This is a genomic window from Sphingobacterium corticibacterium (assembly GCF_004208525.1).
Classification (GTDB): Bacteria; Bacteroidota; Bacteroidia; order Sphingobacteriales; family Sphingobacteriaceae; genus Sphingobacterium; species Sphingobacterium corticibacterium.
The window spans coordinates 99,526-125,855 of sequence record NZ_SGIT01000004.1; the positions used below are offsets into that span (position 1 = coordinate 99,526).

General features: G+C 40.7%; 20 protein-coding genes. 19 read left to right on the forward strand and 1 reads right to left on the reverse strand.

Annotation, left to right across the window (positions count from 1 at the left end):
• Nucleotides 1-15: 15 nt before the first annotated feature.
• The 18 genes from EWE74_RS17175 to EWE74_RS17260 all read left to right on the forward strand — a co-directional run bounded on the left by EWE74_RS17175 (nt 16) and on the right by EWE74_RS17260 (nt 24,278).
• The gene (locus EWE74_RS17175) at nt 16-1,392 is read left to right on the forward strand and encodes a RagB/SusD family nutrient uptake outer membrane protein (protein WP_130142894.1); all 1,377 of its coding nucleotides are present in this window, start codon (nt 16-18) and stop codon (nt 1,390-1,392) included.
• A gap of 19 nt (nt 1,393-1,411) precedes the next feature.
• On the forward strand, nt 1,412-2,740 hold the full coding sequence (locus EWE74_RS17180; protein WP_130142895.1) for a DoxX family protein: 1,329 nt from the start codon (nt 1,412-1,414) through the stop codon (nt 2,738-2,740).
• Nucleotides 2,741-2,744: 4 nt separating this feature from the next.
• Nucleotides 2,745-4,187, forward strand: coding sequence for a hypothetical protein (locus EWE74_RS17185; RefSeq protein ID WP_130142896.1), 1,443 nt, complete (start codon nt 2,745-2,747; stop codon nt 4,185-4,187).
• Nucleotides 4,188-4,199: 12 nt separating this feature from the next.
• Nucleotides 4,200-5,696 carry a hypothetical protein gene (locus tag EWE74_RS17190; RefSeq protein WP_130142897.1) on the forward strand — a complete coding sequence of 499 codons (1,497 nt, stop codon included), beginning with the start codon at nt 4,200-4,202 and terminating at the stop codon, nt 5,694-5,696.
• Between the two features lie 738 nt (nt 5,697-6,434).
• Entirely contained in the window at nt 6,435-9,464 is a 3,030-nt protein-coding gene (locus tag EWE74_RS17195; protein WP_130142898.1) for a SusC/RagA family TonB-linked outer membrane protein, read from the forward strand.
• Nucleotides 9,465-9,471: 7 nt separating this feature from the next.
• Entirely contained in the window at nt 9,472-10,809 is a 1,338-nt protein-coding gene (locus EWE74_RS17200) for a RagB/SusD family nutrient uptake outer membrane protein (protein ID WP_130142899.1), read from the forward strand.
• Nucleotides 10,810-10,823: 14 nt separating this feature from the next.
• Nucleotides 10,824-12,161 (forward strand): DoxX family protein, encoded by a 1,338-nt coding sequence (locus tag EWE74_RS17205; protein WP_130142900.1) that lies wholly within the window; start codon nt 10,824-10,826, stop codon nt 12,159-12,161.
• Between the two features lie 20 nt (nt 12,162-12,181).
• A complete protein-coding gene (locus tag EWE74_RS17210) occupies nt 12,182-13,789 on the forward strand; it encodes a hypothetical protein (RefSeq protein ID WP_130142901.1) in 1,608 nt (535 codons plus the stop codon).
• A 16-nt stretch (nt 13,790-13,805) separates the two neighbouring features.
• Nucleotides 13,806-14,393, forward strand: coding sequence for a c-type cytochrome (locus EWE74_RS17215; protein ID WP_130142902.1), 588 nt, complete (start codon nt 13,806-13,808; stop codon nt 14,391-14,393).
• A gap of 6 nt (nt 14,394-14,399) precedes the next feature.
• Nucleotides 14,400-15,656 (forward strand): sulfite dehydrogenase, encoded by a 1,257-nt coding sequence (gene soxC, locus EWE74_RS17220; RefSeq protein ID WP_130142903.1) that lies wholly within the window; start codon nt 14,400-14,402, stop codon nt 15,654-15,656.
• Nucleotides 15,657-15,680: 24 nt separating this feature from the next.
• On the forward strand, nt 15,681-17,753 hold the full coding sequence (locus EWE74_RS17225; protein ID WP_130142904.1) for a TonB-dependent receptor plug domain-containing protein: 2,073 nt from the start codon (nt 15,681-15,683) through the stop codon (nt 17,751-17,753).
• A gap of 32 nt (nt 17,754-17,785) precedes the next feature.
• Nucleotides 17,786-19,219 carry a phytoene desaturase family protein gene (locus EWE74_RS17230; protein WP_130142905.1) on the forward strand — a complete coding sequence of 478 codons (1,434 nt, stop codon included), beginning with the start codon at nt 17,786-17,788 and terminating at the stop codon, nt 19,217-19,219.
• Complete coding sequence (locus tag EWE74_RS17235; RefSeq protein ID WP_130142906.1) at nt 19,216-20,124, forward strand: epimerase; 909 nt, start codon at nt 19,216-19,218, stop codon at nt 20,122-20,124. Before EWE74_RS17230 ends, EWE74_RS17235 begins: the two co-directional genes overlap by 4 nt.
• Before the next feature lie 74 nt (nt 20,125-20,198).
• Nucleotides 20,199-21,431: a YeiH family protein gene (locus EWE74_RS17240; RefSeq protein ID WP_239018697.1), complete on the forward strand. Its 1,233-nt coding sequence runs from the start codon at nt 20,199-20,201 to the stop codon at nt 21,429-21,431.
• A gap of 81 nt (nt 21,432-21,512) precedes the next feature.
• Nucleotides 21,513-22,079: a hypothetical protein gene (locus EWE74_RS17245; protein ID WP_130142908.1), complete on the forward strand. Its 567-nt coding sequence runs from the start codon at nt 21,513-21,515 to the stop codon at nt 22,077-22,079.
• A gap of 26 nt (nt 22,080-22,105) precedes the next feature.
• Nucleotides 22,106-22,990: a hypothetical protein gene (locus EWE74_RS17250; protein ID WP_130142909.1), complete on the forward strand. Its 885-nt coding sequence runs from the start codon at nt 22,106-22,108 to the stop codon at nt 22,988-22,990.
• 108 nt (nt 22,991-23,098) lie between these two features.
• A complete protein-coding gene (locus EWE74_RS17255) occupies nt 23,099-23,647 on the forward strand; it encodes an RNA polymerase sigma factor (protein WP_130142910.1) in 549 nt (182 codons plus the stop codon).
• Nucleotides 23,637-24,278: a hypothetical protein gene (locus tag EWE74_RS17260; protein WP_130142911.1), complete on the forward strand. Its 642-nt coding sequence runs from the start codon at nt 23,637-23,639 to the stop codon at nt 24,276-24,278. The genes EWE74_RS17255 and EWE74_RS17260 overlap by 11 nt, the downstream gene beginning before the upstream one ends.
• Before the next feature lie 289 nt (nt 24,279-24,567).
• Here the strand turns inward: EWE74_RS17260 and EWE74_RS17265 are convergent, their stop codons facing one another.
• Nucleotides 24,568-24,942, reverse strand: a complete 375-nt coding sequence (locus EWE74_RS17265) for a DUF3127 domain-containing protein (RefSeq protein ID WP_130142912.1) — start codon at nt 24,940-24,942, stop codon at nt 24,568-24,570.
• 70 nt (nt 24,943-25,012) lie between these two features.
• On the opposite strand from EWE74_RS17265, the gene EWE74_RS17270 reads away from it, so the two are divergent.
• Nucleotides 25,013-26,329, forward strand: coding sequence for a THUMP domain-containing class I SAM-dependent RNA methyltransferase (locus tag EWE74_RS17270; RefSeq protein WP_130143136.1), 1,317 nt, complete (start codon nt 25,013-25,015; stop codon nt 26,327-26,329).
• The last annotated feature ends 1 nt before the right edge of the window (nt 26,330 follow it).

A 26,330-nucleotide genomic window follows, 5' to 3' on the forward strand; every position in this document is an offset into this window, starting at 1 on the left:
ATCATTAGATTGATCATGAGAATATTAAGATATATACTCTTCTCTGCCGGTTTGTTAACTTTTACCGGTTGTGAGAAATTCTTAACTACAGAGCCTCTAAACGCAGTTTCTGATGAAGCTACTATTATAGACAAGGTTTCTGCCGAAACGGCTTTAAGAGCCGTTTATCGCCAGTTTGGTAACATAGGTTATTATGGAGAAAACTATGTTACGTTTGGATACTTTCCAAGTGGTGATATTAAAAATTTAACAACGGGAGGAGCGGGCAACTTGGTAAATGCTAACTTTCGTACAGACGAGGTCCTCTTCAATACCACCTGGATTGCGATTTATAGAGCCATAAATAGTGCTAACCATGTGATTACTAAAGTGCCCTCAGTTAATGATCCTTTGCTTACTGACGCATTGAAAAACCAATATGTTGGTGAGGCTAAATTTTTAAGAGCGCTTGCCTATTTTGATCTTGCCCGTGCATGGGGTGGTGTGCAGATCATATTGGAACCTACTACCTCTCTACAAAATACACCACAGGTCAAAAGAAGTACACGAGAGCAGACCTATGCGCAAGTACTGGAAGATTTGAAGGATGCAGAAATTCTTTTGCCTGACGTAGTGAATAGAGTTAGAGCAACCAAACGTACTGTTTGGGCATTGAGAGCACGATTGCATCTCTATAAAGAAGAGTGGGGACTAGCAGAAACTTATGCAACTAAACTCATCGAGAAAACCGCAGATTATACTTTGATAAAACCCTTTAGTAATTGGTTTGCAGATAATGTGAAAAATACCCGGGAGTCTATTTTTGAGTTGCAGTTTAGCGTAAATAATGTAAACTCTACCCGTATACAAATGGCGCACTCTACCAATGGCGGACAATACCGTTACGCGCCTAACGATAGGTTCGTACAGTTGCTCAATGACCCAACGATAGGCGGAGGCAGAAAAGCTTTGATTACTAGTGTGACCCAAAGCGGTATTGTAAACTGGGTTGGTAATTTATATTACAGAAGAGATGCTACAGATCCGGCCTACATATTCCGTATTGCAGAAATGTATTTGATACGTGCCGAGGCCAGAGCAGAGCAAGATAACCTATCGGCTACAACCGGAGCTTTGTTTGACCTTAATCAGGTAAGGGATAGGGCAGAGTTGGCTCCTTCAAATGCTGTTAGCAAAGCTGATGTTTTGTTAGCTATAGAAGAAGAAAGAAGATATGAATTTGCCTGGGAGGCGCACCGCTGGTTCGACTTGGCCAGGACAGGAAGGGCTAAGGCGGTATTGGAAGCATTGAACCCAAATATTACGATAGGTGCTCATCAAAATGTATTCCCTATACCGGTTACACAGATTCAATTAGATAGGGACAATTTGGATCAAAATCCGGTTTATTAACTTTTTAAAACGAAGGTTCATGAGTTTTTTAAATTATAATACACCCATTCAATGGAATAGAACAAATGCGTTTGTATTACGTTTTCTTCTTATCTATTTCTTTATACAGGCGATTCCTTTTGATTATAAATTCTATACAGATCTATTGGCCATAAGTGGTGGGGGACAGGGATTTTATATCTTGTTTAAAATTGCTAATTACAATCCGCAGTTTTTTGGACTTAGCGGCTATCAAAATTGGTTGATAGCTGCAATAATAGCATTAATAGGAGCATTGGCAGCGGATAGGTTCTATCGTAATACTAATCCGGATTTCGATAAACTGTATTATTGGCTAAGGGTAATTCTACGTTATCGTTTAGCATTAGTAGCCATATCGTATGGGCTTATTAAGTTGTTCCCGTTACAAATGCCCTATCCTAGCTTAGGTAATTTGCATACCAATTATGGTGATTTCCTACCTTGGAAGATTTATTTCCATACTACTGGGATTGCTCCTCCATTCGAAGCGTTCTTAGGAGGTGTAGAGATATTTGCAGGTTTATTATTGCTGTATCGTAAAACAGTTACTTTTGGATCAGGTGTTTTGGCAGGCTACTATGGTAATGTATTTGCATCTAATATTGCCTATAGTATGGGGTACGAGGTGTATAGCTTGCAATTGACCATCTTTGCGATTGTGCTGTTTATTTATGATGCCCCCCGTTTATACAGCTTATTGGTTGCTCAGAAATATACTGTAGCTAATACCTATCATCCTTGGTTCGATAACAGAGAAAAATGGGTCAGGAATGTAGTTAGGTCTTTGGTTGCGGTTTTTATCATTGCTCTAGGCTATACTACCTACAAGAACTACACTACGGCACCTTATAAATACCCTAAAACCGTAGGTATAAAAGATAGTTACGGTTATTACAATGTAAGTGTGTTTAAGTTTAATAATGTAGAGATACCCTATTCTACGACAGATATGAACAGGTGGCAGAACGTAGTTTTTGAAAAATGGGCAACGTTGAGTATTAAAACTGCGAGGCCAATTGTAATAGATGAGGGTCTGGGAGACCAATTTACCGATAGTGATTATGAAAGAAATTTTGAGTCGGCTGGGGTTGGAGGTAGAAGGTATTTTGCGTATGAGGCGGATACCTTGTCCAAGACATTAAAATTGGTCAATAAAAATAAAAACCATAAGGAAGAGATATTTAATCTCAACTACCGAGTTGTAAATGATAGCACCATAGTACTTACAGGGATAAATGAAAAGAAAGACTCTGTTTATGCAGAATTGAACAGGATTAACAAAAAATATCTGCTGTTTGAAGGTAGAAGGAAACCAATTAAATTATAATACTATGGCAAATACTCATGAAAAGAATTATAGTGGATCCGTTTGGACTGGTTTTCAAAAATTTGCTTTCCGAACATTCTTTGTTTTCTTTTTGATCATGTTGATTCCTACGGATGCCAGATATTATCAGAGATGGTTTACTACCGACTGGGAAAATTTACACATCAGAGATATTGGCTCTTTAAGTGGTTCTAGTTTCAAAATTATTGAAGTAGCTACAAAAAGGGAAGGAGGGAATGATACTGGGGGGGCGCCCGGGAAAAAAGAATTTAAATATGTCATCTATCCAAAGTCAGGTGAATACGGTGCTTGGAGCTATATAAATTGGGTTATAGCTTTTGGTATAGGTATAGTGGGCGCATTAATCTGGACACTCATTGATAAGCGTTCTAAAAATTACAATACCCTTTATTACTTTTTGGGTGCTTTGGTAAGTTACTCCATGTTGATAAGGTTACAGGGGCTAACCTTTTCCAAGGTGTTTCCCACGCAAATGCCAGACTTGGCTATAACCCAGTTAAACACGCCTTACGGAGATTTTGTAGCACAGAAACTGTATTGGATACAGTTTAGCTTTGTACACAATTTTGAAAGATACGCCGGTTGGGCAGAATTGGTCATCATGTTCGCGTTGTTTTTTAGAAGCACACGGGCAATAGGAGCGGCTTTAAGCATCGCTATGATAGGAGTAATAGCCTTAGCGAATCATGCGTACGACGGAGGGATACACTTATTGGCTTCTTTCTATATATTAGGTGGTCTTTTCGTGTTGTGGCGTTATTTACCAGCTATATGGAAACTAATTGTTGGTGAAAAGGATGTTGCATTAGACATCGTATATTATCCATTTAGCAAGCCTTGGGAAAAGTGGGTCAGAATAATATTCAAGAGTTTTATTTTCTTCTTTTTCTTTGGGGTCAGTGCTTATTTGCATTTGCAAAACTATAAGTACGATTCGTATAAAGTTCCACAAAATCCGGGTTTGGCAAATGCTAGGGGGATATACAGTGTAGAATACTTTAAAGTTAATGGAGAGGAGCTTCCGTATTCTCCACTTGACTCGCTACGTTGGCAAGAAGTAAGTCTGGAAAAATGGTCTACGCTATCCTTTACGGTTTTCAATACATTTGATATACACGGAGAAGCAGGTAGGGGCAAGCAGTATGAAGATATAGATAGAACCTATGAATCTGCCGGTACAGGCGGGGGCCGTCGTCATTTTTATTACGAGATAGATGATGTGAATAATGCCTTGACTTTGCAGAATAAAAACAAAGTATATAAAAACCAGGTGCTAATATTCCATTATCAAAGGCCTAATAGTAAAGAAATATTGCTGCAAGGAAATAATGAATACGGTCAAGATATAGAGTTGCTATTGAAAAGAAAGGACAAATCTTACCTTATATTTCAGGAACGTGGCAGGAAAAATATTTGGACACCATAATAATATTGAAGGATGAAAAATATTGTAAACTTACATTGGCAATCCGAAGAAACCCGAGCTAACATACATCGTAACGAACCGTGGACTGAAAAAGAAAAAGTAGCATTTCGCATTGCTTTTATCTTTTTTACCATCATGAGTATACCTACAGATTATGGGTATTATGTGATGCTAGGACATTTTGATTGGCTCAATCTCAATTATAGGCAGTTGACAGAAATGGCAGCATTCTTTAACCCACAGTTCTTAAACGTATACTCTGAAAGTGGTTTTTTTGGTGTTGCCAGTTACATCAATTGGCCGTTTGTGCTGTTGATAGCTGTTGTTGGTGCACTGATATGGGGGTATTTTGATAAGCACAGACCATCGTATAACGATTTGTATTATCTGGTACGGGTATTTGCCCGTTATCGTGTGGCTTATGCAGGTATAAGTTGGGGGTATAAGAAGATATTTGTCATGCAGATGCCCGTGCAGTTTGAAGCTATATGGAATACGGAGCTAATAAATTTCTTTGCCAAGCGTCTTTATTGGGAAGTACTCAGTGTAGCTCCTGTATATGAGGTTTATTTGGGTTGTGCCGAATTCTTTGCAGGTTTCCTTTTATTGTTTAGACGCACAACAACACTTGGGGCAGCTTTGGCATTTGCTGTTTTTGGTAATATAGCTATATCTAATCATGCTTATGATATCGGTGAACAGGTGCCTAGTGCTTTAATGGCTGTTTTAGCATTATTCATATTGTGGAAAGATATTCCTGCAATATATCAGGTTATTGTTAGAGAAAAAAATACCATATTAAAACATTATAACCCCACTTTTGGTAAAGCGTGGCAACGGTGGGTACGAACAGGGCTGAAAGTTGTGTTCAACTTTCTTTTGGTAGCATTGTTTGCCTATTATGAGGTAAGGGCAGTAGTGCAGAACGATTTTTATAAGATACCCAATACACCAGGCTTGGAAGATACCAAGGGAGTTTATGAAGTAAGAACATTTAAACGTAACGGTACCGGACTGCCCCACAACCCATTAGATACAGCAAGATGGCAAGATGTAATTTTCGAAAATTGGTCTTCTATAGGAGTTAAGTATGTGAATAAGCCACAACAAATAGCCATGTTTGCAGCAGGTAGCTATCCAAGGGTAAACGAACCTTATGACGGTAAATTGCATTTCGATTGGAGGGGTGATTTTAGAAGATACCATTTAGATGCTGATGGTAAAAAACTTCCTGCTAAAGTAAAATGGCCCAGGGATGTTAACATTGATTGGGAATTTGCAGGTATGCAAGGCAGGGTATTTTATTATTATGAAGCTGACACCGTTAACAATGTGCTCAAACTAGTTAATAAAAATAGATACCACAGAGATGAAAAAATGACATTTACGTATGAACAACCAGATAAACAAACTATAATTTTGAAAGGTTTAGATGATCAAAAAGATTCGATATATGTCGAATTAAAGAAGTCAACATATCAACAGCCATTATTAAGTGTGAATAGATAGTGAGCAAAATTTCAGCAAAATACGATGCGATCATTATAGTTTAGATGAAACACATAAAATTTTGGTTTGGATGCGCGTACCTACAAAGATTGATTCTACCCATCATTAACCGATGGGAAAGCTTGACTCTAGATACGATGGGGCCATTGCATTTCCCGCGTCATCCGCTGGATTTGACAAGCTTTTGGTTAAAAGCTTTAAAGCCGGCCACGTGGACAGCGTTGTAGTTTAAAACAAAAAAGCATTATGGGCAGGAGTGGCGACACATGGCATCCAACTGTTATATAACTAGGTGTCCCGTTTATACCGACAGGATTCTTTATATGTCGTATTGGATAAACGCGAAAAAGATTATACGCTGAAAACGGAGTTAATAGATTGGTATTATAACTATAAATAATATTTTTCATAAAGTCTACTTAAATAGTAGACTTTATGAAAAATGTTTTTATATTTGCACTGTTCGTTTCAATTGGCGTTGGCAACGATAGTATTAAAACATTAAACAGGATATGAAAACTTTCTACCAGACCCTATTTTTTTCTCTTCGCGCAACACGTGATTTTGTCAATCTTTATTGTCTTTCGCTTCGAATGCGAATGTGCACTTGTTAACTTCCCTCTCTACATAAAAACCAAAAAGGGAAGTTAATTCTTCCTCCCTTTTGATTTAATAAGCAAATAACAAGTTCAATTGGCGTTGGCACTTGTCAGTATTCACTATCAAATACTTAAAACTATGAAATATTATAGAGTATTCCGATACTCGCTTTCTGTTTTTCTAATCTGGGCCTCTGTTCTAACAGTGTGGGCACAAGAAACAAAACCAATTATTAATGCTTCCCTTGTTGGAACGGTGATTGATGCAGCAACAAAAGACCCTATCGAAGGTGCTACCGTGCAGCTGGAGGCTGTAACACATAATGTGAAAACTGATCGCAATGGGAGGTTTTCCTTTGTAACAGGTCAGAAATTGCCTTTTAAGCTTACCGTTACTTCGGTTGGCTACGCAACACAGAACCTTGTCATTGAAAATTCGCCGGCCGTCATCGAGTTACATCGATCTACGGAAGATTTGGATGAAGTAGTTGTCGTTGGGTATACTACTATAGCGAAAAAGAATCTCATCGGCGCTGTAGATCGGGTATCTCAACAAGCAGTTAAAGATATACCCACAGGAAGTTTTGACGCACAGCTACAAGGTAAAGTTGCGGGTATGCAAGTCGCGGCTAGTACAGGGATTCCCGGGGAAGCATTACACGTCCGTCTGCGAGGAGCGACCTCTATTAATGCAGATAATAATCCCTTATATGTTATTGACGGTGTTTTTCTGAATTCAGAAAGCCTTCAAACCATCAATACAGGAGGTAAAGCGACTTCTCCCATAGCCGACTTGAGCCCTTCTGATATTGAATATGTCGAAGTACTGAAAGACGCTGAGGCAACAGCCTTATACGGATCAAGAGGCGCAAACGGGGTTATTTTAATTACGACAAAGCGAGGAAAAAATTCGCAATCGGCAAAGATTGATGTCAATCTTTATTCTGGAAGAGGAAAAGCCGCCAAATTGTGGGAATTAACTACCGGACCTGAGCACGCTGAATTGGTGAACGAGTATTTTAGAAACATTGGTCAGACCGAGCCATTTAGACCCGTTGCAGAGGGGGGGAGAGGGCTGCCTTCTGAACAGCAAACATACGACAGATTGTCGGAGGCATTCCGGACGGCAGGAGTTCATAACGCAGATTTATCTGTATATGGAGGTAGTGAGAATACAGCTTATTATTTAAGTGCAGGGTATAATAAGCAAGAGTCTATATTGAAGCCAATCTCCTTTGACCGGGCAAATTTTCGTTTTAATTTAGACCAAAAGGTAAACAATAACCTGAAAATAGGTTCGAGTAATGGTATTTCGAGAACGGGTCGCAACCAAGGTCGGGCAGGAGATGGTCCTCAAGGAGGTATTCTGCAGGCGGCATTGCATACACCGACGTATCTATCGCCCTACAATGAAGAAGGTGTCTTGGTTGGCAGAGCCGGATTTGATAATTTAACCTTGTTATTAGACAATTATGATGTCGGGTCGACAAGTTTGCGCTACATTGGAAATGTTTATGGTGAATACCAGATTACACCGGCTTTGAAATTTCGTTCGACATTTAGTGTTGATTATAATAATTACAATGAGCACGAGTACTGGAATAAATTGCTGATTGCCGGAAGTGGTGCTAACGGATTAGCAACTTCTGCAATTTCTCAATCGACAACATGGATCAACGAGCAAACATTAACGTACAGGAAAAGATTAGATGCTCGACATACTATCGGCGCATTATTAGGTAACACGTTACAGGGAAGTTATTTTTCCCTAACATCGGCAGAAGGTCGGGGCTTCGCAACGGATGACTTTACACTAATCAATACCGCTGCTACGACCACAAGTAACCAAGATTGGGACCAATATAAATTGGCTTCTTTTTTCGGCAGAGTGGATTATGCGTTTGATGATAAATATCTATTGGATTTTTCACTACGTGCAGATGGATCTTCAAAATTTAATAAAGGATATCAATGGGGGTATTTTCCGGCAGTCGGTGTCGCTTGGCGTTTAAGTAAAGAAAGCTTTTTACAGGATGTTGCCTTCTTGGATGACTTAAAATTAAAAGCCAGTTATGGGCTGACCGGTAACCAGAATGGTATCAATTCCTTTGCTTCACGGCAATTGTGGTCCGGAGTAGGGTCGTCTTATCGAGGGGTCGCAGGTATTTTTCCTGAGCAACTAGCCAATCAGGGGCTTAGCTGGGAGACTACATCGCAGTTTAACATCGGTTTGGATGCCGCCTTATTAAATAACAGATTGACTACGTCCTTAAACTATTATTATAAATATACTAAGGACGGTTTATTGACCGAAGTGTTGCCCGGAACAACAGGTTTTAGCAGTTTTACGAACAACGCTGTAGAGATTAGCAATAAAGGGTTTGAGTTGAGCATTAGTTCGTTGAATATCAATAGCGATGTTTTCTCTTGGAATACCTCATTTAATATTGCCCGTAATATCAATAACATCGAAAAATTAGAAACGCCTCAAAATTATGGAAGTAGAGATCTCATCCAGTTTAGAGAGGGATTTCCAATGTATTCATTTTGGGTATACAACCAATTATATGTAGACCCCCAGACAGGGGATGCGGTATACGAAGATGTGGACGGTAACGGTCGCATAACGACCGATGACAGACAAATTCTGGGCAGTATCTGGCCAGACTATTTTGGAGGTTTAAGTAACGATTTTTCCTATAGAAACTTTGATTTAAGCACATTCTTTACGTTCTCAGTCGGCAATAAAATATATAATCACAATCGTTTTTTCGGGGAAGCTGGAGGGGCTAGAGATGCGGCGCGTATCATTTTTAAATCTAATCTGGATCGCTGGCAACAATCTGGAGATATTACAGATGTCCCTCGTTCAGATGGCGTCAATAACAATAACTATAAAGACGGCGGTGGTAGATGGCTGGAAGACGGATCCTATTTAAGATTTAGAACATTAAGTTTGGGGTACAATTTCACAGCGAAGAACCTAGGGAAATTGCCTTTGTCTAAGTTGAGAATATATGCTCAGGCAACCAACTTATTTACGATTACGAAATACACAGGGCTTGACCCCGAATCTGCGGCGAATAGCGCAGCAAATCAACAAGGTATTGATTTGGGAACACCGCCGCAGCCCAGAAGTTTTCAGCTAGGTGTTAATTTAACTTTATAAGAGAGTCATGAGAACAAAATTTCTTTATTTATTTTACATAGTCCTATTCACAAGCTGCTCTTCGTTCTTAGAGGTAGATCCCAAGTCATCTCTCTCAGGGGAAGGTATAATCAAAGATGAAACATCCGCAAACGCAGCTATCAGCGGAGTGTATGATGCACTAAGAAGTTACTATAGTGTAGATTATCAGTCCATCGCCTACTTGTCGGGTGATAATGTCCAATGGACAGGGTCGCAATCACAGGTGCAAGAGTTTATCAACAATAAAGTCAATCCAGAGAATTCAACGATATCTTCTACATGGAACGGAATTTATAGAACGATAAATCGAGCGAATAATGTAATTAACGCACTCGTAAATTACGAAGGAGATGGAATATCGGCAGCTGTAAAGGACAACGTTTTAGGGCAAGCATACGCTATTCGCGGATTGGCCTATTTTGATTTAGTGCGCGTTTGGGGCGGGGTACCGTTAATCACAGAGCCAACGGAGAAAGTCGGGGATAATATTGGGATAGAGCGTAGCACTGTAGCACAAACGTATCAACAAGTGATTGATGATCTGAATCTCGCGGAAGATCTTTTACCTTCCGCAACCGATCGTTTTGCTTTTACCAAGAAAACGGTCTGGGCTTTAAAGGCTCGATACCATTTGTATCAGAAAAATTGGGAAGGGGCGAGAGACTATGCAAAACTATTGATTGATGACCAATCAAATTATGAACTAATCGCCCCTTATTATTCCTTCTTTAAGAATAACGTTACAGGAACTAAAGAGTCGGTGTTCGAACTGTTTTACAGTGCCAATGAAGCAAATCCTCATAGAGCGCAATGGCAGCCGCAAACCAATGGTGGGACTAGACAATGGGCGCCTAGTGAGGAACTGATAGCTTTATTGACAAATGCTAGTACAGCTGGTGCTCGCAGCCAGTTAATAGCAAGGGATAACCAAAATCGCTGGTACGGTGATTTATATTACAGAAGCACAGGAGCCGATCCAACTTATGTCATTCGTATCGCTGAAGTCTATCTTATCCGTGCAGAGGCCTATGCTGAATTGGAAGAATACAACTTGGCGGTAGATGATCTAAACAAAGTTAGAGAAAGAACTTCGCTTGCAGATAAGTCGTACACAACAAACCAAGCTGATCTTTTGCTGTGGATTGAGGATGAGCGCCGTCTCGAATTTGCGTTTGAAGCACACCGTTGGTTCGATTTGGTGCGAACAGGGAGGGCGCAGCAGGTATTGGGAATAACCGAATCATTCCGATTATTATTGCCGATTCCATACAGCCAGATACTAGCCGATCCGGCACTGAAACAAAACCCAGATTATTCATCATAAAGTATCGATATAAGATGGCATCATATCTTCAAAATCCCGTATGGAAGAAGTATATTCTTCGTGTAAGCATACTTTTTATCGGGTTGCTTAGTTTGCCTTTGCAACCAGATTTTTATAAAACGTTGTTTACGATCAGTTGGCAATATTTTATTGCGGACGTATTCTACTTAGCTACCTTCCTGCCACATTATTTTGGCGAACAGACTGGTCTATTGGATTGGGTATTGCTCTTGATCATTGCATTGATTGGAGCAGCTGTCTGGCTGAAAAAGGAAAAACCCGGAAATACGGATAGAGAACAACTATACTATTATTATTTGCGGATATTTGTACGGTTTAAACTGGCGGCCATATTGTTTGTAGCCGGCTTTCTCAAGTTATTCCCCATTTTTGCTCCAGAACTATCTTTGAGCCACTTAAATACAGCGTATGGTTATTTTGCAGATTGGAAACATCTGCTGTTAAGTTTATCCACAGCTCCGGCCTATTTGGTGTTTTTGGGCATCGTTGAGCTTATTGCTGCGGTACTATTGCTCTTCCGGAAAACAGCTTTTCTAGCCGTTATTTTTGTTGTGCCATTTTATGGGAATGCATTTTTGGCGGATTTGGCGTATCAAGGTCCCAGTTATTTTGTCTCTACTTATATTGTGTTATTGACCTTGCCCATTTTTGTGTACGATGTTCAACGTTTAGGATCATTGATTGTCTCTTTGAAAGAGACATTACCCGCCAGTTGGAAATTGGATTGGCAAAAAGTAAGCTGGTCAAAATGGCGATTATCACTTAAAGCAGTTTTCGTCTTCGTGTTTATTGTACTGGTAGCCGTCAGGTCTTATTCTATATACCAAGATCCAAACCAATCGTTACATTATCCAAATGAGGCAGGTCTACCCGATATTGAAGGAAAATATTTGGTGGATACTTTTGTATTGAATGGCGATACATTGGCTTTTTCGCCGACAGATAGCGTAAGATGGAGAGATGTTGTATTCGAAAAATGGAATACGTTAAGTGTGCGAAAAGTAAACACGGTTTTCAAGGACGAACCCCCTACAGCTTTTTTTCAACGCGAAGACGATAGCAGAGATTATGAATATACCCAGGTGGGGGATCGTCTATACTATCGTTATACGATTACCAATGACAGTATAGCATTTAAAAATCCAAATAGAAACTATCATGACGACACCTACCTATTCAAAGTGGAACGACCGGATAGTCTGCGTATAAATTTGTCCGGTTTTAACGTACGGGGAGATACGCTTCAGATTGAGCTTAACAAGGTCGATAAAAAGTATCTTTTGTATGAGGTTAAAAAGATTGGACGTCGTGGACTGGGATATAAGTTATAAATATTTAAAATCATTTGAAGATGTCAGTGAATAATCTGTCGCAAGGTAAGCGTCAATGGACTACCTTTCAACTCATCGCGTTTCGTATCAGCTTTGTTTTCTTTATCATCATATCTATACCCAATAACCCCTTGTGGTATAAGCATGTGTTTGCCATAGATTGGCTTAATCTGGATTACAGGGATCTGTATGATGTTTGTCGATTTGGGTCAGGTGTGAATTGGTTTGGTCGGACCACCTTTGGATATCGTCTAGAGGGATACAGTATTTGGGTTAATACCCTATTTTTTTCTATTATAGCAGGTTTCATTTGGACATTTGTTTTGAAACTGTTCAAAAGAGAGCGGTCAGAATACAATAAGTCGTTTTATTGGCTTAATGTTATCGTGCGCTATAGAGCAGGTTTGGGCATTATCGGGTTTGGTTTTACAAAACTTTTTCCGGTGCAGATGCCTTATCCTTCTTTTGGGATTCTGGATACCGACTATGGTGATTTAACCGCACAAAAGATTTTTTGGCTTTCATTTGGAATCGTACCCTGGTATCAGGTGTTTGCCGGAATATTGGAAGTGGGAGCAGGTACCTTGCTGTTTTTCAGAAAAACAGTTCCTATCGGAGCGGCTTTACTTGTTGGCGCATTGGGAGCCATTGTTGTGGTGAATTTTGCTTACAACGGGGGCGTGCATGTTTACAGTTCATACTTCGTATTGTTGAGTTTATTTTTGCTGGTGCCGTATTACAGACCGTTCTATAATTTGTTTGTCAAAGAAATAGTTACGAAAGTCGAACTTTATCTCCCCAAATTTAAACCTACGTTTAACTATTTTAGAATTGGCTTCAAAACCGTCATTATATTCATTTTTGTAGGTGTTTTCTTCTATTTACAATATCTTGACTATCGATATGACCCTTACAAGCAGCCCTCCTCTGCAGGTGTAAAGGAATTGCGGGGTCATTATAATGTGACGGAATTTAAATTAAACGGAGAAACAAGACCCTTTAATCCATACGACACTATCCGCTGGCAGTCTGCAACGTTTGAGAATTGGTCTACATTAACTTTCCGTGTCAATAGACCTGTGCTATTAGACTTATCAAATGGTGGTGGCGATCCAAAACGAGATGTGAACCGCACATTTGAATTATCTGGGGTTGCAGGAGGACAACGTGCGTTTCATTATTATGCGGACACCGACAATAAAAAATTGTATCTAGAAGATAAATTTAAGCTTATTCCCGATCCACGTAATGTGACAGCTGGTGAAGGGGGCGATGGAGGTGTTCGAAACTATCTGAAAGATCAAAAAGCATATGATGATGCTCCGTCGATTTCTTTAGAAGAATGGTTACCCGATTCCGTAAAAAGTAAGTTTGCTGATGAGGTGAATGATGTACATCCCCAAGCCAGGACGACACGCCGTATCCGCGAGTTTGCTAAAGCAGATGAATTGGCGAAGAAAGAAGTGAGGCAGCGTTTTGTAGTCAATTATACCGTATATGATAAGGGCAATAAAGTCATATTGGAAGGGATAGATGAAAACCGTGATTCGCTCTATGTCGTCTTGGATAGGGTTATAAAAGATTATAAGCTTGCCCCAGGTAAATTGGTTGCCGGACAATATGATTAAAAATGGGAGCGTATATATGTTGCTTGGATGCGCCGTAGCATTGCTTGTCCGTTGCAATCCTATTGATAAAAATCCTTCTGTCGTTCAAGTGCAACGGCATGAAGCAGATTGGTCAGACGGACTTGAGGCGTACGAAGCAACGTGGCCGGATAAATTTGGGATAGGAAAATCAGCCGATAAAAGTTTTATTGCTAAATGGGATATCGACGTCCGGCCCGACGGTAAAGGACTGCCCAAAGGCGAGGGCAGGGCGAAAAACGGCGCCGTAGTATATCAGCATAAATGTGCAAGCTGTCATGGCGTCAATGGTTATGAGGGGCCTGAGGATAAGCTGGTCACGGATTCGACGGGAAGAAATACGATTGGAAATTATTGGCCCTATGCGACCACAATCTTTGACTATGTCCGTCGCGCCATGCCATTTAATGCTCCGGGTTCATTAACGGATCAAGAAGTTTATGATATCACAGCGTATTTGCTGTATTTAAATGGTATCATACAGGAAGAGCATATTATTACAGAAAAGACCCTACCTACGATAGAAATGCCAGCCAGGAAAAGATATGTCTTGGATGACCGACAGGGAGGTCCGGAGATAAGATAAAATACGATGTCAGTAGAAAAAGAATATTTTCAGCAAATACGGAACCTTGTCCGTTGGTTGACAGCGGCCGTCGCCATCTTTCTAATAGTGACGGTAGGCTTTGTGGTGTATCAACATACATTTAATCAGGTTATAGAACCAGATTTTGATTCAAAAATTGTTGTTGACCCTAGTAAGGTACAAGGAGCCCCATCATCCGAAGTGGGTTATCGTTCTAAATTCGATAGCCCCAAGCGTATAGCGACTTACGCGACGGCTTCACGAACGCCTTTGGAAGATCTGCAAGGTACGATTACGCCGTCGGATCTGCATTTTGAAAGACATCATGCCGGTATACCGGAGATAGATCCTGAACAACACGAATTACTTATTCACGGTTTGGTCGAAAAGCCTATACGTCTGAAGCTTTCAGATATCAAAAAATATCCTTCGGTGTCACGAATTTGTTTTATTGAATGTTCGGGTAATTTTCGTTATGGAAAGCGGGAAATGACACCGGGAGAAGTATGTGGGTTAACTAGCCAAAGTGAGTGGACGGGTGTGTTATTGTCTACCGTTTTACGTGATCTCGGTGTCAAATCGGAGGCCAAATGGTTGTTGGCAGAGGGTGCTGACGGTGCGCTTATGGCACGTAGCGTGCCGCTGAAGGAGGCGTTAACAGAGGCCATCATCGCCTATGGTCAGAACGGCGAGGCTATCCGACCGCAGCAAGGTTATCCGATGCGACTGGTCATTCCCGGTTTCGAAGGTAATACCCAAATCAAATGGTTACGACGTATTGAAGTGACAGACGAACCGGTGATGACCCGGGAGGAAACCTCTAAATATACAGAGAAAGTTAAGGACGGGAAAATCCGGATGTTTAGTTTGGTGATGGATGCCCGATCTATTGTTACCTATCCTGCTTATCCGAAGAAAATTGAAAAAGGTTGGCAAGAATTGCGTGGCATAGCATGGAGCGGTCGGGGGAAAGTGACGAAAGTACTGGTGAGTGTAGATAATGGCAAAACATGGCAGGAAGCACATTTGCAGGGACCGGTTTTAGAAAAGGCACATACCGCATTTAAATTCATGTGGAACTGGGACGGAAAGCCTACGCGTGTCCTCAGTAAAGCGATTGATGAGACGGGTTATGAGCAACCGACATACAATCAGCTTGTAAAAGCAAGAGAATCGAAGGGCGGCTACCATTTTAATCCTGTTGTGGGGTGGGATATTGAGAAAAGTGGTGAAGTGTACTTGGCAGACATTAAGGATATCTAATAACTTATTTATTATTCGGAAGACGTGAAAGGAATTTTTGAGAAACTATCACCTTTGCTTATTTTATTATTTGTGCAGGACTCTTTTGCACAAATTGGGTCAAATGATAGTACAAGTCGCTACTATGCGATTCAGGAAGTCATCATTTTTGGGAAAGGATCTGACAAGGGACTGAACAATCGACTTTCGGCAACACAGATCCAGGACTTCAATAAGCAGGATGTCGTTGAAGCTGTTAATTTATTGCCTGGGGTTAGTATTGCACAGCTAGGCGCAAGAAATGAGGGGAGCATTTTGGTAAGAGGCTTCAATTCGCTGCGGACGCCTGTTTTTTATGATGGTATTCCTATTTACACACCTTACGACGGAACTTTTGATTTGAGTAGATTTAATACGTTTGATATAGAAGGCATTTCGATAGATAAAGGGATGGTGTCGATTCAGTACGGGCCGAATACAATGGGTGGCGCGGTTAATATTATTTCTAAAAAACCAATAAAAAAACTAGATATCAATGGTCAATCTGGTTTGATATCGGCAAAAGGCGATGCCGTAAATGGCTATTTTTCTTCTTTCAATGTGGGAACTAGGCAAAACAAGTATTATGTACTCGGCTCGGTTTCTATTTTGGATCGAAAAAATTTCGTTTTATCTAATAGTTTTGAACCAACGGATGTTAGTTTGCAAGATGCAGGAAAAAGAAATCACGCCGCTTCCCAAGATGTAAAATTAAGTGGAAAAGTTGGTTATACGCCAAATGGAACAGATGAATATTCCTTGAGTTTTATTTATCAAAATGCTAATAAGAATATTTCTCCTAATGTGCTGCTGACTGGAAACAGTAATTGGAGAGATTACCCTGTCTATAATAAAAAAAGTGCCTATTTCAAAACGAAGACGTTGCTTGCAGAAAAGACTTTTTTAAACGTGACGGGATATTATGATACCTATTTTAATGAGATGAAGCAATACGATGATAAAGAGTATGTGTTGCAAAATAAAAATTCATCTTTCTCAAGTGTATATGATGATTATGCATTTGGCGGAATAGTTAATCTTACTTCGGAGGCCATTAGAAATAACTTTATAACATTGTCCTTAAATCAGAAGTTTGATGTGCACCGGGAGCATAATCGCGAAATTGCAGAGCGTTTGGAGATTGAGCAGAATTTTAAGGCAGGAGAACCCGTTCAAGAATATAATGATCATACTTTTTTTGTAGGTGTGGAGGATGTTATCGTGCTCAATTCTTTTATCAAAGGAATTTTGGGATTGTCTTACAATACCAGAAAGAATACCAAAGCACAGGAATACGGCACACATTATAATACAGGTGAGCGCGACGTGCTATTTGATTTTCCGACAGGTTCAAATCAGACGTTTGACTACAAGGGAGGTTTGGTTGTCGAACCTGTTGATAACCATAAAATCACGTTATCTGCTTCAAAAAGAACCCGTTTTGCTTCGCAAAAAGAACGATATTCAAGTCGATTCGGGAGCCAAGTGCCTAATCCCGGACTAAAATCGGAGTATGCGTGGGTATTTGACCTGACCTATTCCGGGGAAATAGGATCCTTATTTCATTACGAGGTATCTGGTTTTGTGAATGACATCCATGATGCTATCTTAGTTCGGACAGTCGGTGAACTGGACAATGGCAATCCAATTAATCAAAATGTCAATATCGGAAAAGCAGTGTTTCAAGGATATGAACTCGCTTTTGAATACGACCCTTTATCATTTTTAAGTGTGGGTGCTAATTATAGTTTTATTGCATTAAAGGACAAAACCGGAAATGATGAGAAATTTATAGATGTACCAAATCACAAAGCTATAGGGTATACTAAAATTGATATTCCAAAGATTCAATCGGCTTTTCTAGCAAGCATCGAGTATTATGGGCAGCGATATATGACAAGTACAGGGGATGAAGCACCAGATTTTGCCTTATTACATGCGAAGTTCTCTGTTCCGGTTTATCGTGGTGTTTCGTTGGATTTAAGTGTGCGAAATTTATTAGACAAAGATTATTATTTGGCTTTAGGCTATCCGAGGGAGGGAAGGTCGTTTTTGACTGCGTTATCCTATCGTTTTTGATGTTAGCTGAAAGTAAGTAACTTAGTGAGAGAATGAAAAAATACGATGCCATCATCATAGGTTCCGGTCCGAATGGATTTGCTGCCGCGATTACGTTGCAGCAACAGGGACTTTCTACGTTGATCGTGGAAGGTGCGAATACTACAGGAGGAGGTATGCGTACAAAAGAATTAACCTTGCCGGGCTTCAAGCATGATGTTTGTTCAGCAATACATCCCATGGCGATGGCTTCCCCTTTTATGCGCTCCATACCCCTAAAAGAATACGGATTGGAATTTACACAGGCAACTTATGCCGCGGCACATCCTTTAGATAGCGGTGATGCAGGCGTGCTATACCATAGCTTAGAAGAAACCGCACAACATTTAGGAGTTGATGCGCGGACCTACACAAGATTGATTCTACCGATCATTAACCGATGGGAAAGCTTGGCCCTAGATACCATGGGGCCGTTGCGTTTCCCTCGTCATCCGCTGGATTTGGCAAGTTTTGGGCTAAATGCTTTAAAACCGGCGACGTGGACAGCATCGTCGTTTAAGACAGAAAAAGCAAAAGCATTATGGGCAGGAATGGCAGCACATGGCATACAACCGCTATCGAACTGGGCAACATCCGCTATTGGCTTGGTACTGATGGCAGTAGGACACCGTTACGGTTGGCCTATCCCCAAAAGTGGTTCACAGTCTATCGCCGATGCGCTGGCAGCATATTATATTTCGCTCGGTGGCGAAATACAAACAGGATGCTGGGTAAAAGATACGCGGGAGCTCCCCCAACATAAGATATTGATATTGGATTTAACGCCCAAGCAAGTACTGAGAGTGGAGGGATTGCAGTTGCACGATTCCTATCGGAAACAGTTGAGAAAGTACCGTTATGGCATGGGCGTATTTAAGGTTGATTGGGCACTTTCTGATGCCACACCTTTTAAAGACGCTTACAGTCAACAAGCAGCAACGGTGCACCTCGGTAATACCTATGATGAAATAATACGGAATGAACTTCATTCCCATAGCGGTCAGGTGGTAGAGAAGCCGTTTGTTTTGTTTGCCCAGCCTAGTCAATTTGATAAAAGCCGGACTCCTGAAGGTAAACATATAGGATGGGCCTATTGCCATGTTCCCAATGGCTCTATTGTTGACTTTACGACACATATTGAGAATCAGATTGAACGTTTTGCTCCTGGTTTTAAAGACACTATTTTGGCACGACATACCTTTAATCCCACACAGATGGAAGCCTATAATCCAAACTATATTGGCGGAGACATTAATGGTGGAGTAATGGATATCTTCCAGTTGTATACCCGACCCACTTTATCTCTTACGCCGTATCGTACGTCGAATAAAAATGTTTACATAGCTTCTTCCTCTACACCTCCGGGAGGGGGCGTACACGGGATGTGCGGATTTCATGCTGCCCGGTTCGTTTTAAAGGATCATTTTAATATAGATGTAATGTTATGAGAAAGATTATACTTGCCGGAGGATCCGGTCATCTTGGCACGTTGTTAAAGAGGGCTTTTCTGGATTCGGGATGGGAGGTAGTGATTTTGTCCCGGCAGCGGAATAGAAAAGAAGAAGGGGTTACTTATGTGTTTTGGGACGGTGAGCATGTAGGGTCTTGGGGCAATGTGCTGAATGGTGCAGATACCGTGATCAACTTAAGTGGTAAAAGTATACAATGTCGCTTTACACCAAAAAATAAAGCGCTTCTTGAAGATTCTCGCTTTTTACCAACTAATGCCTTGGGAAGAGCAATAGCCACTTGTAATAAACCTCCAAGACTCTGGATAAACTTTTCTGGTATATCTATTTTTTCTGGATTAAACGAATTGCAGGATGAGACAAGTATGGCAATCGGCGACGATTATCTAGCTCAACTGACCCGAAGATGGGAAGCTGCTTTTTCAGCATTTGATCTTCCGGATACGTTAAAGGTGATACTTCGCGTCAGTCCGGTGTTGTCAAAACAACAAGGGATGTTAGCGGAACTACTTCCACTAGCGAAATGGGGCCTGGGAGGGAAAGTTTCTGATGGACGTCAATGCGTTAGTTGGATTCATGAGCGAGATTTTGTGAAATTGGTACAGTGGATAATCGAGCGGATGCAACCACGGCGGGTTTATCATGCCTGTAGCCCTAATCCAGTCACTAATGTTACATTTATGAAAGTGCTCAGAGAAAGTGTGGGTGTTTCTTTTGGGCTGCCTCTTCCCCTGATCATGGCGCATATCGGTTCGTTTTTAAAAGGCGTCGATTCGAGTATTCTACTTCATTCTGTTCCGGGGACAACCAAATACACTGTAGAAGATGGATTTGATTTTGACTTTGGAGAGATTAAATGTGCATTGACCGATCTAGTGAAATAATAATACTTATATTGTCCATCATTTACAAAAAACCTTAACTGTATATTATAATGTCATCTTCTAAATCAAGTATAATGATTAGCGAGGACTGGGTGGTCGTGATCCTCGGATTAGCTATCATTTTTTTAGCCCTGTTTGGTGTCGTCGTACCTAAACCAAGTTTTTCGTGGGATACGTCAGCGATACTTTTTGCAAAAGTCTTATCCCCCGATAACCTATTGGTTGTCGGTGCACAATTTTTATTAGTGTTCACTACAGCTCTCGTGGGAGCCTTGTTGTTGGGAAAACCGTTAAAGCCACTTTTGGTCGTTTTTCCTTTCATTTTTGTATTAACCATATTTGCATTGGTTTTAGCAGGCAATAGTACCGTACAAGAGTATAACTTGGAAGCTGTTATATTTAGTTTGGGTATCGGTTTGCTGATCAGCAATTTTTTTAAGTTACCGTCTTGGTTTAAAAATGCACTTTCTACCGAATTGTATGTAAAAATCGGTTTGGTGCTGCTGGGCACAACGGTTATCTTTAGCGAGATATTAAAAGCGGGAGCTTTAGGGCTGATTCAGGCTTTGGTTGTTGTATTGTCGGTCTGGTATTTTGCGTTTTGGCTTTGTAAGAAATTAAAGATCGATCAGGAAATGGCAATGATGCTTTCGTCGGCTGTTTCAATTTGTGGGGTGTCGGCCGCTATTGCTACGTCAGGAGCGATTAAAGGAGATGCTAAAAAGCTATCCTATGTGGTCTCTCTGGTATTGATTACCGCTATCCCGATGATGATTTTTATGCCCTATCTTGCAGACTGGATGGGCTTATCGCAAGAGGTTACCGGAGCTTGGCTTGGTGGAAGTATTGATACGACCGGGGCGGTTGTTGCATCCGGCTCGTTGGTAGGCGAAGAAGCGTTAAAAATCAGTACCATCGTGAAATTTTCTCAAAATGTCCTGCTTGGCATAGCCGCATTTGCTATCAGTATTTATTGGACATATTCGCATTCCAAAAGTGCAGAGCATGCTGAGAAACCGACCTTAAAAATCATTTGGGAGCGTTTTCCGAAATTTGTAATAGGTTTCATTTTTGCGTCCCTCTTATTTTCTTTTGTTATTAATCCTGCGCAAGTTGACGGCGTAAAAGCGGAATTGAAAAGTATACAAGGTTTGTGGTTTGCACTGGCTTTTACATCGATAGGTTTGGAAACGAATTTTAAAGAATTATTTGCGCATAACAACAAGAAACCGCTTTATGCGTTTCTGATCGCACAGGGATTCAATATTGTGGTGACGCTGGTGATTGCATTGCTGTTGTTTGGGTAAATTGAAAAATACCTAATAATGGGTATTTGCAAGTGAATGGCTATTTGTTTTATTTGTAAAGAAATACGTTGAAATAACGCCATGAAAATTACGAAAAGCATCAGTCTGTTAATCTTATCAATATTTTGTATTACCTATCATACGCAGGCACAAAGTATAAAAGGAATAGACTATAATAACCCTTCTTTGGATTTTTTTACGACCGATCCGGCCGACACGATACTGTTGTTCAATATGAATAGTGTTGATCTTTCGGCGCTAAAATATACCTTTAATGAGGAAGAGGGAACGTTTGAAACTATGCTTCCCTTTATTGTGGACCGGCCAGTAGGATCCTCCCAAATTTTTTGGTTCTTTAAATATATACCTGAAGAAAGAAAGGATTTTTCATGGATGATTTACGAGAGTAATAATACCGATGTAGGCATCTGTAGGTCTTTTCGGTACATGAAGTCGGCTGAGGGAGGTTATAATGTGCTACAAGGACAAGATCAACTAACTGTGGCAATCCAACCTGGAAGATACTTGTTGAAAATAGTTGTGAATGATATCCCCGACACAGAAAATATAGTGTATCTTAGAACAGGAATAACCTCAAAATTGTTTTATTACGGTCTCCGGTCTGGGTTTTACTTAGGAAGATTGTAATGTGGCTAACATTTAAATCTAAAAAAATGGAAAGAAGAAAATTCATAACAGCCGTCGCAGCTTTGCCGCTCATGGTTACGTTGCCAAAACTTGTAAGGACACGTGATAAAATCGCCAGTTCAATTAATTTTAAGGGTGTTTTTACGTTAAAAGACCGTCCCGACGATGAGCTGACGATCCATCTTCACCTTTATAATACCGATAGTGTTGCCGCATTTATGAGTGATTTTCAGCGAGAGGAAGCGGGGCTGTGTATTGGTCTAAATGGTGATGTTAAATCTACAAAATTCCAGATTTTTAAACGTACGTCTCAGGATGTAGACTTTGATAATTCAAAATATTTTTTCCATATCTACGAAGCAAAAGGAGGGAATAATTTAGACAACAACTACGGTATGATTCAGCAAAAAAATGGCGAGAATATGATTAAATTCGGATTTTATGAAGACATAGATAGTTCAAATGGGGTTTCAGATAGTGCTGTTTATCTATTTGATGAGTCTGATATGCCTGTCATAGAGTTGGAGGCTGAAACGGCCATTGATAATACGGAAGCAACGGATAACGGGACAACTACTGATGCTGATTATTCGGATTGTTTTCTGACGTCTGCCTGTGTCTTCCATAAAGGGCTGGCGGATGATTGTTATGAATTGCAAACGTTAAGGCAATTGAGAGAAACCGCAATGAAGCCGATCCCGGAATATAATGAACTGATTTCGGAATATGAGCGTATCGCCCCCGCTATGCTGAAAAATATTTATCGGGCAGATAATAGATATGAAATTTTGGATTGTATTTACGACCAATTAGTGATCCCTTCCATTTTGCTGATCGAACGCAACAAACCGGCGGAAGCTATCGCCTATTATGCCAATTTTGTAGAAATGATGAAGAAGGAATATTTGTGAATTTTTTTTATAAATCGTACCAAAACTAATAACCCCGAACGAAAAAATATACGACTAAATATTATGGAATTTACTATCTTTCAGCATCCTCTTATTGGATAATAGTGTATGGACGAAAAAGAACAACTCGTATATTATAAGCAAACGGGCGATTTGCAGATACTGGGACAGTTATATGCTCCCTATATGTCTTTATTATACGGGGTGTGTTTTAAGTACTTTCAAGAACAGGCTGCGAGTCAAGATGCGGTTATGCAGATCTTTGAGCAACTGGTGCAGAAACTTCGTGTGCATGAGGTAGATAATTTCAAAAGCTGGCTGTATGTATTTGCCCGAAATTATTGCTTGATGGAACTTCGAAAACAGAAAGGCAAAATGCATGTGGATATCGAAGAGAACATGTCTGAAAGCGAGCAGAAACTCGTAACGGAGGAGGAAGTGGAATGGACGGAAGATGATTTTGATAAAGTACACGAATGCCTGGCGTCTCTATCCGTCGAGCAGTCAGTTTGTGTGCGCCTGTTCTATCTGGAGCAAAAATGCTATAAGGATATTGTGGAGGAGACATCATACGATTTGAATAAGGTGAAGAGCTATATCCAAAATGGGAAAAGAAATTTGAAAATTTGTATGGAGAGCGGGAAACATGGAAAATAACTATCAACTGTCAAGAATACACAACTACATAAACGGCTTAATGAGTCGGGAAGAGATGCATGCGTTGGAGCGGGAGGCGTTGGAAGATCCTTTCTTGCAGGATGCGATTGACGGCTATAATATGCAGCAGGGAGTTGATGTAAAATCGTTGAGTCTATTGCAACAACGGCTTGAACGGCGCATAGCGGAGCATGCCCAACGCAAGAATAAATTTTATTTTAGCTGGCAGCGTTTGGCGATTGGGATGGTAGGGGCTGTGATGTTTATCGCGGTGTGTACACTTTTGTTGATTCGCCACCTTCCTAACAGACAACACACTAATATGACCGAAGTAGAATTGATGGATGATACCCTTACGCAGACCGTTGTACATTCATTACCTGCTGGCGATGCGCAACCGGCAGGCGGTTGGGAAGCATTTTCTACATTCGTTTCGGAACATTATTCGGGGGTAAACATGGAAAAGCGATTAGAGGTACGCTTCAAAGTAGCTGCCGATGGACGTCCATACGATATACAGCCAGGGGTCGTAAAGAACCAACAAATCTATGAAGAGATTATACAAGTCTTACAAAAGGGACCTAAGTGGAAAGGAAAAAATGGACATATTGAAATTGTCTTTCCGGAGTGATGTTTCGTTTTCTTTTTCTCCGCGAAAAAGAAACAAACCGAACGAAGTGAGCTCATGGATACCAAAATAAACATTTATCCATAAAAGCTCGTCGCTGCGGATATTTGAGAGGATGGGATCGTGCTAAGGATGAGTTTCTACAGGCCTCAAACATCCGAAGGCGACATTTATCGTTAATTTGAGAGTAGTGCAAGTGCGTAGATAAGAGTGATCAATAAGAAAAAATATCTTATAAAATAGAAGAAGGTGACCTTTTTGGACACCTTCTTTATTCTATTCTTTTTAAAACTTAAAAAGGCAAATCGTCATCATCTGCTCCGGAAGACGATATGTCGACAGGGGGCATGTCCATTTGACCTGGTGCCTGAGCCTGTTGTGGCGTATTGGCTAATTTTGTCACTCTCCAAGCAACTAAGGAATTGAAGTAGGTAGTAACCCCTTCTTTATTTGTCCATGGACGACCACGTAGGTTAAAAGAAACCTCTATGTCATCGCCAACAGACAAGTTATCAAATATATTGACGCGATCTTGTGTCGCTTCAAAACGAATGTATTCTACAAATTGTGGGTTTTCTGCGTAAGCAACAATTAAATCTCTCTTTTTGAAAGATTCCGTAACCTGTTGCGTAGCGCCTATCTCATGAACTTTTCCTCTTATTTCCATATCAAAAACGTATTAAACTGTAAAATTACGCATTTTTTGCTAAGCAGAATAGTAACTTTGCAAAAAGATGATGGAAGTTTTCAACACCCCCAATAAAGTTATTATTACCTGCAATAGACGTTTATCGCCTTATTTAGCGCAGGAAGTGGAAGCGCTGGGCTTCGCTATTGTCCGTACTTTTAACACAGGCGTAGAGGTCAATCTCTCTGTAAATGAATGTATTCGATTAAACCTGAATTTGCGGGTAGCGAGTCAGGTGCTTTATGAAATAAAATCGTTTCGGGCAAGGAATGCCGATGAGCTTTATAAGGCATTGCTGACCGTTGCTTGGGAAGAGCTACTACCGTTTGATGGATACTTCTCTGTAACATCGAATGTACACAATGAAACGATTACCACGCCGTTATTTGCGAATGTCAAGGTAAAAGATGCAATCGTAGATCGTATCAAAGATAAAAAAGGATTACGGCCCAATAGTGGCCCTGAGCTAAACGGGGCAGTTGTTCATCTGCACTGGATCGATGATAGAGCGGAGATCTTTTTAGATACTTCCGGTGAAACACTGGCTAAACATGGCTATCGGAAACATCCCGGTAAAGCGCCCATGTTGGAAGCACTGGCCTCCGCGACCATTATGGCTACCCAGTGGGATGGTCAATCCCCTTTCGTAAACCCGATGTGTGGTTCGGGAACCTTGGCGATTGAAGCTGCGCTGATGGCACAAAAGCGTATGCCCGGTTTGCAACGGATGAACTATGCGTTCATGCATCTTATAGGTTACGATGAGGAGGTGTTTTTTGAGGAACGTCGCCGATTGAAAGAATTGACGAATAAAAAGAATCTCCCCCATATTGTTGCTTCGGATATATCAGATGTGGCGATAGAGATCGCAAAATCGAATGCAAAGACGGCAGGAGTAGAGCATTTGATTACGTTTGAAGTAGGTGATTTTGCAAAAACAACCATTCCGGAGGGAAACGGCGTCATTATGTTTAACCCCGAATATGGCGAGCGCCTCGGTACGCACAGTAAGCTAGAAGCAACATATAAGCGAATAGGCGATTTTATGAAGCAGGAGTGCAGAGGATATCGAGGTTACGTCTTTACCGGAAACCTCGATTTGGCAAAAAAAATTGGCTTGCAGGCATCCCGTAGATTCGAGTTTTTTAGTGGCAAACTAGACTGTCGTTTATTGCAGTATGAACTGTATGAAGGGTCGAAAGAGCGACCGGATACTGTCGTTACATTGCAGGAGATTCCAGAGAGAACACGAGAAAGATATCCTGAAAGGAGAGCGGACGAAAGAAATAACGAACGCATAGAGGAAAAGGACAGCGACAAGCCTACCGACCGTAAAATACACAAACTTATCCGCAGACGAGACTAGA

Coding starts and splice junctions, on each gene's coding strand:
- EWE74_RS17185 (WP_130142896.1), top strand. CDS start 2,745: ATGGCAAATACTCATGAAAAGAATTATAGTGGATCCGTTTGGACTGGT.
- EWE74_RS17210 (WP_130142901.1), top strand. CDS start 12,182: ATGTCAGTGAATAATCTGTCGCAAGGTAAGCGTCAATGGACTACCTTT.
- EWE74_RS17255 (WP_130142910.1), top strand. CDS start 23,099: ATGGACGAAAAAGAACAACTCGTATATTATAAGCAAACGGGCGATTTG.
- EWE74_RS17190 (WP_130142897.1), top strand. CDS start 4,200: ATGAAAAATATTGTAAACTTACATTGGCAATCCGAAGAAACCCGAGCT.
- EWE74_RS17215 (WP_130142902.1), top strand. CDS start 13,806: ATGTTGCTTGGATGCGCCGTAGCATTGCTTGTCCGTTGCAATCCTATT.
- EWE74_RS17195 (WP_130142898.1), top strand. CDS start 6,435: ATGAAATATTATAGAGTATTCCGATACTCGCTTTCTGTTTTTCTAATC.
- EWE74_RS17265 (WP_130142912.1), bottom strand. CDS start 24,942: ATGGAAATAAGAGGAAAAGTTCATGAGATAGGCGCTACGCAACAGGTT.
- EWE74_RS17260 (WP_130142911.1), top strand. CDS start 23,637: ATGGAAAATAACTATCAACTGTCAAGAATACACAACTACATAAACGGC.
- EWE74_RS17240 (WP_239018697.1), top strand. CDS start 20,199: ATGATTAGCGAGGACTGGGTGGTCGTGATCCTCGGATTAGCTATCATT.
- EWE74_RS17250 (WP_130142909.1), top strand. CDS start 22,106: ATGGAAAGAAGAAAATTCATAACAGCCGTCGCAGCTTTGCCGCTCATG.
- EWE74_RS17200 (WP_130142899.1), top strand. CDS start 9,472: ATGAGAACAAAATTTCTTTATTTATTTTACATAGTCCTATTCACAAGC.
- EWE74_RS17180 (WP_130142895.1), top strand. CDS start 1,412: ATGAGTTTTTTAAATTATAATACACCCATTCAATGGAATAGAACAAAT.
- EWE74_RS17270 (WP_130143136.1), top strand. CDS start 25,013: ATGGAAGTTTTCAACACCCCCAATAAAGTTATTATTACCTGCAATAGA.
- EWE74_RS17175 (WP_130142894.1), top strand. CDS start 16: ATGAGAATATTAAGATATATACTCTTCTCTGCCGGTTTGTTAACTTTT.
- soxC (WP_130142903.1), top strand. CDS start 14,400: ATGTCAGTAGAAAAAGAATATTTTCAGCAAATACGGAACCTTGTCCGT.
- EWE74_RS17230 (WP_130142905.1), top strand. CDS start 17,786: ATGAAAAAATACGATGCCATCATCATAGGTTCCGGTCCGAATGGATTT.
- EWE74_RS17205 (WP_130142900.1), top strand. CDS start 10,824: ATGGCATCATATCTTCAAAATCCCGTATGGAAGAAGTATATTCTTCGT.
- EWE74_RS17235 (WP_130142906.1), top strand. CDS start 19,216: ATGAGAAAGATTATACTTGCCGGAGGATCCGGTCATCTTGGCACGTTG.
- EWE74_RS17245 (WP_130142908.1), top strand. CDS start 21,513: ATGAAAATTACGAAAAGCATCAGTCTGTTAATCTTATCAATATTTTGT.